10 protein-coding genes, 8 tRNA genes and 1 pseudogene are annotated in these 11,077 nt (G+C 61.2%); 8 read left to right on the top strand and 11 right to left on the bottom strand.

All coding sequences use genetic code 11. The features are described 5' to 3' along the window. The 3 genes and pseudogenes from ACH2EH_RS16070 to ACH2EH_RS16060 all read left to right on the top strand — a co-directional run. A pseudogene (locus ACH2EH_RS16070) lies at nucleotides 1-535 on the top strand (DnaJ C-terminal domain-containing protein); the annotation flags it as partial. 71 nt (nucleotides 536-606) lie between these two features. Beyond that, nucleotides 607-936 (top strand): MerR family transcriptional regulator, encoded by a 330-nt coding sequence (locus ACH2EH_RS16065; RefSeq protein WP_395143111.1) that lies wholly within the window; start codon nucleotides 607-609, stop codon nucleotides 934-936. 92 nt (nucleotides 937-1,028) lie between these two features. Continuing rightward, nucleotides 1,029-3,425 carry an ATP-dependent Clp protease ATP-binding subunit gene (locus ACH2EH_RS16060; RefSeq protein WP_395143109.1) on the top strand — a complete coding sequence of 799 codons (2,397 nt, stop codon included), beginning with the start codon at nucleotides 1,029-1,031 and terminating at the stop codon, nucleotides 3,423-3,425. Nucleotides 3,426-3,508: 83 nt separating this feature from the next. Here the strand turns inward: ACH2EH_RS16060 and ACH2EH_RS16055 are convergent. From ACH2EH_RS16055 to ACH2EH_RS16005, 11 genes are all read right to left on the bottom strand, one after another. Beyond that, a tRNA-Cys gene (locus ACH2EH_RS16055) sits at nucleotides 3,509-3,594 on the bottom strand. A gap of 17 nt (nucleotides 3,595-3,611) precedes the next feature. Then, a tRNA-Gln gene (locus ACH2EH_RS16050) sits at nucleotides 3,612-3,685 on the bottom strand. Nucleotides 3,686-3,828: 143 nt separating this feature from the next. After that, a tRNA-Leu gene (locus ACH2EH_RS16045) sits at nucleotides 3,829-3,902 on the bottom strand. A 20-nt stretch (nucleotides 3,903-3,922) separates the two neighbouring features. Continuing rightward, a tRNA-Gln gene (locus ACH2EH_RS16040) sits at nucleotides 3,923-3,995 on the bottom strand. A gap of 173 nt (nucleotides 3,996-4,168) precedes the next feature. After that, a tRNA-Ser gene (locus tag ACH2EH_RS16035) sits at nucleotides 4,169-4,251 on the bottom strand. A 25-nt stretch (nucleotides 4,252-4,276) separates the two neighbouring features. Beyond that, nucleotides 4,277-4,350 (bottom strand) — tRNA-Arg (locus tag ACH2EH_RS16030). Nucleotides 4,351-4,355: 5 nt separating this feature from the next. Next, nucleotides 4,356-4,428: transfer RNA gene (locus tag ACH2EH_RS16025), tRNA-Asn, on the bottom strand. A 7-nt stretch (nucleotides 4,429-4,435) separates the two neighbouring features. Beyond that, a tRNA-Glu gene (locus tag ACH2EH_RS16020) sits at nucleotides 4,436-4,508 on the bottom strand. 249 nt (nucleotides 4,509-4,757) lie between these two features. After that, nucleotides 4,758-5,393 carry a hypothetical protein gene (locus ACH2EH_RS16015; protein WP_395143107.1) on the bottom strand — a complete coding sequence of 212 codons (636 nt, stop codon included), beginning with the start codon at nucleotides 5,391-5,393 and terminating at the stop codon, nucleotides 4,758-4,760. Beyond that, nucleotides 5,390-6,043 (bottom strand): HAAS signaling domain-containing protein, encoded by a 654-nt coding sequence (locus tag ACH2EH_RS16010; protein ID WP_395143105.1) that lies wholly within the window; start codon nucleotides 6,041-6,043, stop codon nucleotides 5,390-5,392. Before ACH2EH_RS16010 ends, ACH2EH_RS16015 begins: the two co-directional genes overlap by 4 nt. Continuing rightward, on the bottom strand, nucleotides 6,027-6,368 hold the full coding sequence (locus ACH2EH_RS16005) for a PadR family transcriptional regulator (RefSeq protein ID WP_395143103.1): 342 nt from the start codon (nucleotides 6,366-6,368) through the stop codon (nucleotides 6,027-6,029). The genes ACH2EH_RS16010 and ACH2EH_RS16005 overlap by 17 nt, the downstream gene beginning before the upstream one ends. Nucleotides 6,369-6,667: 299 nt before the next feature. On the opposite strand from ACH2EH_RS16005, the gene ACH2EH_RS16000 reads away from it, so the two are divergent. The 5 genes from ACH2EH_RS16000 to rimM all read left to right on the top strand — a co-directional run bounded on the left by ACH2EH_RS16000 (nucleotide 6,668) and on the right by rimM (nucleotide 11,007). Then, nucleotides 6,668-7,900: a Gfo/Idh/MocA family protein gene (locus ACH2EH_RS16000; protein ID WP_395143101.1), complete on the top strand. Its 1,233-nt coding sequence runs from the start codon at nucleotides 6,668-6,670 to the stop codon at nucleotides 7,898-7,900. A gap of 576 nt (nucleotides 7,901-8,476) precedes the next feature. After that, nucleotides 8,477-9,934: a signal recognition particle protein gene (ffh, locus tag ACH2EH_RS15995; RefSeq protein WP_395143099.1), complete on the top strand. Its 1,458-nt coding sequence runs from the start codon at nucleotides 8,477-8,479 to the stop codon at nucleotides 9,932-9,934. A gap of 25 nt (nucleotides 9,935-9,959) precedes the next feature. After that, complete coding sequence (rpsP, locus tag ACH2EH_RS15990; protein ID WP_309686697.1) at nucleotides 9,960-10,217, top strand: 30S ribosomal protein S16; 258 nt, start codon at nucleotides 9,960-9,962, stop codon at nucleotides 10,215-10,217. A gap of 47 nt (nucleotides 10,218-10,264) precedes the next feature. Then, nucleotides 10,265-10,495, top strand: a complete 231-nt coding sequence (locus ACH2EH_RS15985; RefSeq protein WP_309686700.1) for a KH domain-containing protein — start codon at nucleotides 10,265-10,267, stop codon at nucleotides 10,493-10,495. Between the two features lie 26 nt (nucleotides 10,496-10,521). Further along, nucleotides 10,522-11,007 carry a ribosome maturation factor RimM gene (gene rimM, locus ACH2EH_RS15980; RefSeq protein WP_395143097.1) on the top strand — a complete coding sequence of 162 codons (486 nt, stop codon included), beginning with the start codon at nucleotides 10,522-10,524 and terminating at the stop codon, nucleotides 11,005-11,007. The last annotated feature ends 70 nt before the right edge of the window (nucleotides 11,008-11,077 follow it).

The following is an 11,077-nucleotide window of genomic DNA, read 5'->3' as shown; positions in this document are numbered from 1 at the left end:
TCGTCGTCGACGACCCCTGCCCCACCTGCTCGGGCAGCGGCCGCGCACCGTCGACCCGCACCGTCCAGGCCCGCATCCCCGCGGGAGTGAAGCACGGGCAGAAGATCCGGCTGCGCGGCAAGGGGACGAAGGGCGAGAACGGCGGCGAGGCCGGCGACCTGCTCATCGTCGTCTCGGTGAGCGCGCACCCCGTCTTCGGGCGCGACGGCGACAACCTCACGATCACCGTGCCGGTCACGTTCACCGAGGCAGCGCTCGGTGCCGACGTCGTCGTGCCGACGCCCGGCGGCGGCACCGTCAAGGTGCGGCTGCCGGAAGGCACCAGGGAGGCCGCGTGCTGCGCGTGCGCGGCAAGGGCGTGCCGCGCAAGGACGGCACCAAGGGCGATCTGCTGGTGACGGTGGATGTCGCTGTGCCGCAACGCCTCTCGAGCGAGGCACGCGAGGCGCTCGCGGCGTACTCGTCCGCCACCCAGGACCACGACCCGCGAGCCGACCTGATGGCACGAGCCAAGCAGAGCGGGGCGGCGACGTGACCAGCGACCCGTTCCGCCCGGACGACTCAGCACCGGTCTACGCGATCTCCGTCGCGGCCCAGATCGCGGGCATGCACCCGCAGACCCTGCGCCAGTACGACCGGCTCGGGCTGGTCTCGCCCGACCGCACCGGTGGGCGCAACCGGCTCTACTCGTTGCGCGACATCGCTCGGTTGCGCGAGGTGGCACGGCTCTCGGGCGAGGGCCTCAACCTGGCGGGGATCCAGCGCATCCTCACCCTGGAAGCCGAGGTCGAGCTGCTGCGCTCCGAGGTGGGCCTGTTGCGTGCGGAGGTGGCCCGGCTGCGCCCGCGCCTCGCCGCGGCGTCCGACGGGTCGCCGTCGACGGCGGTCGTCGTCTGGCGTCCGCGCCCCGGCGACCGCGACCGCCGTCCCCGATGACCGGGTCCGAGACCTGCGCGCAGGTCCCCGCCCGGCGCTGACCTGTCCACGCGCGGCCGCCGGCCACGCACCCGAACCCGGGGGTGACCCACATGGATCTTCAGCTCACGACCAAGAGCCAGGAAGCACTGGCCGGCGCCGTACGCCGTGCCGCGACGGCCGGTCAGTCACAGGTCGAGCCGTTGCACCTGCTCGGCACGCTGCTCGCGCAGGGTGCGAGCGGTGACGGCATCGCGACCGCGGTGCTCGACCGCGTCGGCGTCGACCGTGCGGCAATGACGGCCACGGTCACGAAGGCGCTCGATGCGATGCCGAGCGCGGTCGGCCAGACCGTGCAGTCGCCGGGGCTCTCGCCGACGATGTACCGCGTGCTGCAGGCTGCGCAGAAGCTCGCCACCGAGCGCGGGGATGACTTCGTCTCGACCGAGCACCTGCTCGTCGGGCTCGCGCAACAGGGTGGCCCCGGCGTCTCTGACGAGTTGGGGGCGGCAGGTGCCACCCCCACGGTGCTCGTCGATGCGATCTCCACCGTGCGTCAGCGTCCGGTCACGACGGCGAGCCCGGAGGGCAGCTTCCAGGCGTTGGAGAAGTACAGCGTCGACCTCACCGATCTCGCTCGTGAGGGCAAGATCGATCCGGTGATCGGTCGCGACGCGGAGATCCGCCGGGTCGTTCAGGTGCTCTCGCGGCGTACGAAGAACAACCCGGTGCTCATCGGCGATCCGGGCGTCGGCAAGACTGCGATTGTCGAGGGGCTCGCCCAGATGATCCTCGCGGGCTCCGTTCCGGAGAACCTTCGGGGCCGCCAGCTCCTCTCGATTGATCTGGGCGCGATGGTGGCGGGCAGCAAGTTCCGCGGTGAGTTTGAGGAGCGCCTCAAGGGCGTGATGGATGAGATCAAAAAAGCCGCTGGGCAGTTTGTGGTCTTCATTGATGAGCTGCACACCGTGGTCGGGGCCGGAGCCGCCGAGGGCGCGATGGATGCCAGCAACCTGCTCAAGCCCGCGCTCGCTCGCGGGGAGCTGCAGTGCATCGGAGCGACCACGCTCGATGAGTACCGGAAAAACATCGAAAAAGATGCGGCTCTGGAGCGGCGCTTCCAGCCGGTTCTTGTGGGGGAACCCACTATCGAGGACACGATTGGTATTCTTACGGGACTGCGCGAGCGCTACGAGAAACACCACCGGGTCAAGATCACGGATAAGGCAATTGAGGCCGCGGCCCAGCTCTCGGCACGCTATGTCACGGAGCGCTTTCTGCCGGACAAGGCCATTGACCTGATTGACGAAGCGGGTGCAGCCGTTCGCATGGATCTCTCCGAGATGCCCGAGGATCTACGGGAGCAGGAAGCGGATCTGGAGCGCCTCGTGGAGGAGGGACTCGCCGCCGCCGAGGCACGCGACTATGCCCGAGCCGCCGAGCTCCAGAAAGAGGAAAAGTCCCTGCGCGATGCACACGTGAAAGCACGCGCGGACTGGGAGCGCACCACGGGCCATGATGCCGTCGTGGATGAGAACGATATCGCAAAGATCGTCGCCCGCATTACCGGAGTACCCGTGCGGCGCATGTTTGAGGGCGAGGCAAGCAAGCTCCTCCAGCTTGAAACCACGCTCCACGACCGAGTGATCGGGCAAGACCGCGCCATCGGTGCCGTCGCCGAGGCGATCCGCCGCAGCCGCGCCGGGCTCTCCGACCCCCGTCGCCCGATCGGTTCGTTTCTCTTTCTGGGCCCCACAGGAGTCGGCAAGACCGAGATCGCCAAGGCGCTGGCGGAGTTCCTGTTCGATGACGAGAGTGCGATGGTGCGCATTGACATGTCCGAGTACATGGAAAAGCACGCCGTCGCGCGCCTGATCGGAGCACCTCCGGGTTATGTCGGCTACGAAGAGGGCGGCCAGCTCACGGAAGCTGTGCGCCGTCGCCCCTACCGCGTGGTTTTATTGGACGAGATCGAAAAAGCCCATCCCGAGGTCTTCAATGTCCTGCTCCAACTCCTCGACGATGGCCGCCTCACGGATGGCCAGGGGCGCGTGGTGAACTTCAAGAACACGGTCGTGCTGATGACAAGTAACATCGGTGCGGTGCAGATCCAAGAAGCCTCAGCAGCAGGCCGCGACCCCGAGCCGGTCGCTCTGGCGGAAGTGCGCAACTACCTCCGACCCGAGCTGCTCAACCGTATTGATGAGGTGATTGTCTTCCACGCTCTCACGCGCGGCCAGATCAGCCAGATCGTCGAGCTGCTTTTGAAGCGCACGGAAAAAGCCCTCGCCGAGCGCCAGCTCAAGCTCAAGGTCACCGACGCCACCAAAGCGCTTCTTGCGGAAAAAGGCTACGACCCGCTCTACGGAGCGCGGCCTCTCCGACGCACCATTCAGCGCCTGCTCGAAAACCCGCTTAGCTCCGCCATCCTGCGCGGTGAGTTCCAGGAGGGCGACACTGTAAGTGTGGATGTAGATTCCTTGGGGGGATTGGTACTAACCAGAGACTAAAAATCTCCAGTCGAACACAGTGAGCATCCCGTGGACTTGCAGAGATTTTGAGCTTCTGCATCCCCAGGATGCTCTTTATTTGAAGCCGGAGGCGGGATTCGAACCCGCGATGCGCACAAGGCGCAGCAGCTTTGCAGGCTGCCGTCTTGAACCACTCGACCACTCCGGCAAACTCACTTTCCTCCACTTGCAGGCCCGGCCTCGAACCGGGAAATCTCCTGCTTCAAAGGCAGGCATGTTGCCCATTACACCACCTGCAATCATCCCACAGACCGCCGGTTGAAACCGGCGTCTGCAATGGCACTGCGTGCCGCAAAGCCCGTTCCGGGCTCCCGAATTCCAGCCCGGCACGGGCTTCGCGGCGGAACGCCACTGTAAACGCCTAATTTCATTGGGCACTAGATGCCCCCCATGGGATTCGAACCCACACGGACATGGTTCTAAGCCATGCGCCTCTACCAATTGGGCTAAAGGGGCCAATTTTTACTTTTTCCAAGCTCGTGGACCTGGGATCGAACCAAGACTCTTCTGTTTCAGAGACAGAAATGTTACCAATTACACCATCCACGAATACTCTCCCCCGGTTGGAGCGGGGGAGCTAGAGAGCGCTCCGCGCTACAAAGGGCGTGCCGCCCATACGAAGTTTGTATGGCCGGAACGGCCTTCGTAGCTTTAGCTCTCTAGTCCCGCCGTTCTGATCGGCGGGACACCAAACGGAGAGCAGCGGACTCGAACCGCACGCACAGGAAGGCGGAGGACTCGAACCCCCAGCTTTCGCCTGAGCTGTTTTCAAGACAGCCTGTGTGCCTCACACATTCACCTTCCTTTAGCTTGCAAAAAGTGCAAATCTATACCTTTGGCAGGAGTTGAACCCGCAACCGTTGGCTTCGTAGGCCACTGCTCTATCCCATTGAGCTACAAAGGCATTAACTCTCCCGGAGGGGCTCGAACCCTCGACATCCGGTTTAACAGACCGGCGCTCTGCCAACTGAGCTACAGAAGATCAATCAAAGCCCCGGCGGGACTTGAACCCGGCACCAGCGGTTAGAAAGACCGCTGTCCTGACCTTTAGACGACGGGGCCACAAAAGTAAAAGCCCCCTGCGCTTTCTTGCGCCGGGGGCCGTTTCGTCTGGGCTTGGGAGTTTTGAGCTAGCTAGCTCGTTCTCCCTGGCTCGTCCAAACCGACTCCCACAGCGCACAGAGGCGCGAATCTTCACAGTGATTGCGCTGGCAACTTGAGTTGCGCTGGCAATCACGAGAGAGACTCAGATGCAGTTGTCGGTTCTGTAAGATCATGGTGCCTTCTCTATAGCCGAGTCAAAGTAACCTGCTAAAGACTCTTGGGAAGTTTTTTCCTGCGCATTTTCTGGAGAGCCCACAGGGTTCCCAGGGTCGCGACTGCATACGCCGCTTCGTGGATCAGAAGGCTACCGAGCTGTTCCTGACGAAAAGACTCGGGCGTGGGAGAACGGTACACGTAGTAGGCGAGCACAAGCTGGAGACTCCAGCGGATAAGCCAGATTCCCAGGCCATAGAGCACACCGCGTCTGGCTCCACGGGGATGCCACCGAAACGCAAGCCAGGTGGTGAGGGCTGCGGTCAGCGGCGTCACCAGCCCACTCCGGACGTAGATCAGAGGAACAAAGGCGTTCAGTTGGTTGATGAATGGATTGAGAAAAAAGACGCCCTCAGAGACCAGCCCCCCTAGAGCGGTCCAGACCAGCGCAACCTGCCAGTGGGGGGAAAGACGAATCCGGGTCGGGGGGCGCAGAATCCCCTCCTCACCGACCGCGCGAACCGCCCGACGCTGTGCCTCTTCGTCACTGGCCCCCAGCTCCCGCTCGATCGCCACGAGCGTCTCCAGGCGCACCATGATCTGCTCTTTCAGGCTCTGCTGCTCCGAGTCGGGCAGGTGGCCCCACTCCCCGTCGAGCTCGGTGAGAAAACGCTGTGTCAAGGTGCTCATACCACGCGCCTCCGCCGACGCAAGAGCTCGTCGGGAATCTCTTCCAGTGCCCCCGACGTCAAGAAGCTCAGGACAATTCCAAACGTCGTCTGTGCGAAGAGGGGAATCCCTGGGGATACGTTGTGCTGTAGCAAGGAAAGTAGATGCTCTCCCCCGAGTACGGCACTTACCAGTAGCAAGGGACGAAGCGTATTTCCGGGAGCCAGGCGACGCAGGAGCGCACCGGCAACCAGGCAGGTCAGCACATTCACCAGCACCAGACAGAACGCCCAGAGCGATGAGGAACCTAAGGGGAGAGGCCGCAGCATAAAGTCCCGGTAGAACGTGACGCTCAGTGAGAGAAGATAGTGCAGTGGCATGGCGCAGAAGCTCGTGATCCCCAGATAGATAGCCGCCACCCCCAGCGTGTGCCCCCAGCGCCGCTTTGTCGCAGCACGATTGAGCTGCGCGGCAATAACTCCCACTTCCCCAAACTGCGCAATGGCCTGCGCCTCCGCCTCCAAGCGCTCCCGGCCCTGCTCCAGAGACGACTCCGTAAGCCCTTCCAGATGCGCCCGGGCTTCGTCGAGCTGCTCTAGGCGCTCATGAATAGGGAGGGCTCTGAGGCCCTGATTTAGCGTCTCTAAATAGACTTCAAGTGGGCTGTTCATTGAGTTTGCCTCCGACAATCGCACCAAACGCGGCGGCGTACTGTTGCCACGCCGCCACACGCCGCACGCACTCTCCGCGCCCCGTTTCCGTGAGGCGGTAGACCTTGCGAGCGGGTCCGGAGACCGGGTGCTCCCATAAACTCTCGATAAACTCCTCGCTCTCTAGCTGGCGCAGGGCCGGGTAGAGAGTTCCTTCACGCGCCGTCAGCATCCCCTCGCTGCGGGCCTCGATAGCCCGTGCAATGGCGTACCCATGCCGGGGGCCTTCGGCCAGCACGGCGAGGATGAGTGTCGGCAGGTCGTTTTTTGGTAGCTCTCGGCTCATGTTTTATATATACCTCTGATTTCGATGTATACCAATATCAGTTCTAAGTATTTTTTGTGACCGTAACCGTACACTGCTCACCACCGTCTTTTCTGGAGATGACACAGCAACAAAAACAGCGCGAGCGCCCCAAGCAACGAGAGCTGGCGGCGGGTCTCCTGAACCCACCCCGGCTTAGTTCGTTCCTCACTTCGCCGACCCTCCCTTGATTCAAGGGAGGGTGGATACGAGCGGTGCGAGTAGCCGGGTGGGTTCAAGTTCAGGAAGGATTAGCCGTATCTGCCGTCGAAGGGGAGGGCATGGAATTTAATCGTATTCAAGGGGCCAACAACCGGATTGTGTTGGGACTGATCGGCTGCGGCGGCATGGGCGCGGCCAACATGCGCAATTTAATGGACAAGCAGGGTGTCGAAGTTGCGGCGCTCTGTGATGTGGACACGGGGCGCATGGGCGGCGATATCGCGGAGGTGGAGAAGAAGTACGGGCGCAAACCGGAGATCTTCCGCGACTACCGCAAGATGCTGGAGCGCAAGGACATTGACGCGATTATTGTCGGAACGCCGGATCATTGGCACGCGCTGAATCTGATCCACACCGTAGAATCCGGCAAGGACGCCTACTGTGAGAAGCCGATCTCCCATAACTTGGTCGAGGCGCGGACCATGGCAAAGGCGGTGGCCTACCACAAGAAGATCGTCCAAGTGGGGACGTGGCAGCGCAGCGGGAAAGAGTTCACCGATGCGATCTCTTTCGTGCGCAATAACAAGCTGGGCAGCAAGATCGTCCTCGTGCGTGCGTGGCGCACCGATGGCTCGAAAGTGGGCAATGAGAAGCCGTCGGCACCGCCTGCGAGCCTCGACTACGATAGGTGGATTGGCCCGGCGGCGATGGTGCCCTATGCGGGAAATCATGTGCACGGCAACTGGCGCTGGTTTCTCAACACCGGCACCGGCATGACCGGCGACTGGGGCGTCCACATGCTGGATATTGCGCTTCTGGGGATGAGCGCGACCAACCAGGACCTCGTGATGCCCGTCTCGGTGAGCGCGGTCGGCGGTAAGTTGGCCTACCCTACCGACGACCGCACGGCTCCTGATACCATCGAGGCGATCTTCAAGTTCAAGAACCCAGACTTCGTGATGCAGTGGTCCACGGGCCGCGACTACCCCGACAAGCCAGACTGCGGCGTCGAGTTCGTCAGCGCCGACGGCAAGTTTGTCCGAGTCTGGCGCGGCGGCTGGAGTGTCCATGCCCCGGGCGGCGAGCTCATCCCCAAAGAGGGCTCACCTGCGGTCGGCGACCACTGGCAAAACTGGCTCGATGGCGTCCGCACCCGCACCCAGACCCGCTCCAGCCTCGCGTCCATGGCCCAGACCACCGCTGTCTGTCATCTTGCCAATATCGCCTATCTCTGCGGCGAGACGGTGCACTTCGACAAGGCGACAATGGATCTAGTCGGTAAGACGGGCCGCGACACCACGTCCTACTGGCGCGAGTACCGCAAGCCCTGGAAGCTCCCGGTGTATAAGTAGCGGATCGTATGCAAACCCAACAGAAACCAAAACCTCGTGGTGGCAGGCTTCAGCGGCTGGCTCGGATGGATCACTGCATCTGTTGGCCTTGGCTCAGAAGATCCCCGTGAATCTTTAAGCGAGGACTCTCTCTATGGCGGTGTCCTACTCCTAGTTGCCCTGGGAGCCGGGCTGACAAGTCTGCTTTTACTCCTGCGCCAATCGCGACTTGCGGGGTGGTTTCAATGGATTGTGGCTCTGGGGATTTGCCTCTTTACCGCCATTCATTTCATCTACGACAGGCAACTTAACTCGCTCCAAGTCAATGTGTTGGTCTTTGTCGTCGCACTGGCTCTACTATTACTCTTCCTCGTTTCTGGAAGGTTTCTGCGGACAGTGGACAATGAGACGTAGAGCAATCGTGATGGCCCGGAGGGCCTTTGTGTCCGAGGGACGAGGACAATAAGACGCCCCGGTTCATCGGGACGGCGCTAAATTTGACAGCGCCTCTATATCTTGATAGAATGTCCCTTGCGCCCGTGGCCCGGCCCCGTTCTTCGGCGGCCGGGCTTTGTGCTGTTTTTAGAAAAGACAACTATGTTTGAGGCTCTCGCAGAAAAACTTCAGAACGCCTTCGCCAAACTACGGGGGAACCAAAAACTCACGGAGGCGGATGTTGACGCCGCGCTCCGCGAGGTGCGTATGGCCCTGCTTGAGGCGGATGTCAACTTCAAAGTCGTCAAGAACTTCGTCGCACGGGTCAAAGAGCGCGCACTGGGTGAGGGTATCCTAGAGGGTTTACAGCCCGCGCAAATGGTCATCAAGTTTGTTCACGAGGAGATGATCGCCACCCTCTCCGGCACCGATGCCGAGGGCAAGCCGCTCACCGAAGCGATTCCTCTGACGATGGCCAGTAAGCCCCCCACGGTCTTGATGCTCTGTGGCCTTCAGGGCGCGGGCAAGACGACTCTGGCGGGAAAGCTCGGGGCGCACCTGAGGAAGCTGGGTCGGCAGCCTCTGTTAGTGGCATGTGATCTCCAGCGCCCGGCTGCCGTCAAGCAGCTTGAGATTGTGGGCGAGCAGGTAAAAGTGCCTGTTTTCTCCCAGACAGCGGGCAAAACTCCGGTGCAAGTGGCTGTCGAGGCGGTAGAATACGCCAAACAGAACCGCCTGGATGTGGTAATTCTTGACACTGCCGGACGGCTCCACGTGGACGAAACGCTCATGGAGGAGCTCAAGTCCCTCAAGGCCCAGACCAAGCCCGATGAAATTCTTTTAGTTCTCGACGCCATGACGGGTCAGGACGCGGTTAATGTCGCCACGCAGTTCAACGATCTATTAGAAGTGGGCGGGTTTGTTCTTACCAAAGTGGACGGCGATGCACGAGGCGGAGCCGCAATCTCGGTGCGCGCTGTAGTGGGCAAGCCCATCAAGCTGGTCGGAATCGGGGAGAAGCTCGATGCTCTGGAGGTCTTTCACCCCGAGCGCATGGCCAGCCGCATTCTAGGGATGGGCGATGTGCTGACCCTAATCGAGAAGGCCGAAGCTGCCGTTGACGAGAAGCAAGCCGCCGCGATGGAGAAGAAGCTCAAGGGCGGCAAGTTCGACTTTGAGGACTTCCTTTCCATGCAGCAGCAGATGAAGCGCCTCGGGCCACTGGAGCAGCTCTTCAAGCTCCTGCCCGGTGTGGGTGCGCAGCTCAAGGATGTTGACTGGTCGGTGCCTGAAAAAGAGATGGCGAAGGTGGAAGCGATTATTCGCTCCATGACCGCCAAGGAGCGCCGCAGTCCGGAGCTTATCAATGGGGCGCGGCGCAAGCGGATCGCTGCCGGAGCCGGTGTGAGTGTCCAGGAGATCAATCAGCTCCTGAATCAGTTCGAGCAGATGCGGCGCATGATGCGCGCCATGTCTAGCGGAAAAGGAATGCCCGGGATGCCAGGAATGCCGCCTATGCCGGGAATGCGGGGGATGTCAGGCATGCCTGCGGGCAACCCCAAAAAGAAAAAAGACGGTGGCTCGGGCGGCGGAGGCCGCTTTAAGCTACCGTTTCGGTAAAATACCTAAGGAACAATTATCTACAATGGTCAAGATTCGTCTGCGCCGCGATGGCGCCAAAAAGAAACCGTTTTATCACGTCGTCGCCGCTGATGTGCGGCGCGCCCGTGATGGACGCTACATCGAGCAGCTCGGGTACTATAACCCCATGGTTGCCGCGGATGTGGAGCCCATCATGGAACTCAAGGAGGAGCGACTGCGCTATTGGCTTAGCGTGGGAGCACTGCCGACCGAAAAAGTGGCAGCAATCCTCCGCAAACAGGGGATCCTACCCTCCGCTTAGAGAGGGACGACCCAAATCCGCCGGAAAGTAGGATAAAAGTAGAATACGTGAAAAGTACAGTCGAATATTTGGTGAAGGCATTGGTAGACTCTCCGGATGATGTCCAAGTGGACGAGATTCCGGGTGAAGAAGCCACCACCTACGAAGTGCGCGTTGCCGCAGATGACCTGGGTAAGGTCATCGGAAAGCAGGGGCGGATAGCCAACGCTCTGCGTACTATCGTCAAGGCGATTGCCATGAAGGACAAGCGCAAAGTCTACGTCGAAATCGTAGCCTGAGCGCACCGAACACGAGAGGGGCTGTGATGGAAAGCGACAAACCCGTTTTGATCGGAGAAGTCACTGCCCCCTTCGGCATGAAGGGGGAGGTTAAACTCCGCCCGTATCTGGATGACCCAAAGGCACTGGTGGGCAAGACATTCTTGCTCAACGGCCACCCGAGCCGCGTCCAGAGTGTCCGTATTCACCAGGGAATTCCGCTGGTTCTCTTCGAGGGCACCGACCGTAGCGCCGCTGAGACGCTCCACGGCACCCAGCTGTTTCTACTCAAGTCCGAGCTCCCCGTGCTTCCTGAGGGCGCGTACTACGACTGGCAGCTCAAGGGCCTCACGGTCGTGACGGAATCAGGTAAAGACCTAGGCACGCTGGAGACGATCCTGTACAACCCGGCGGCAAACGATGTGTATGAGACCAGCCTGGCGCTGATCCCTGCCCACGCCCAGTTTGTTCTCTCCGTGGATCTGGAAGTGGGCCGAATGACTGTCTGCGACGATCCTGGCCTCTTAAAGTAAGCGATGCGGGTCGAGAATAAGTGATGCGGGTCGAGATAGTGACGCTCTTTCCGGAGCTGATTGAACAGGC

It is taken from the genome of Armatimonas sp. (genome assembly GCF_043760365.1).
Classification (GTDB): Bacteria; Armatimonadota; Armatimonadia; order Armatimonadales; family Armatimonadaceae; genus Armatimonas.
This window is presented reverse-complemented; position numbering and strand designations above follow the sequence as displayed.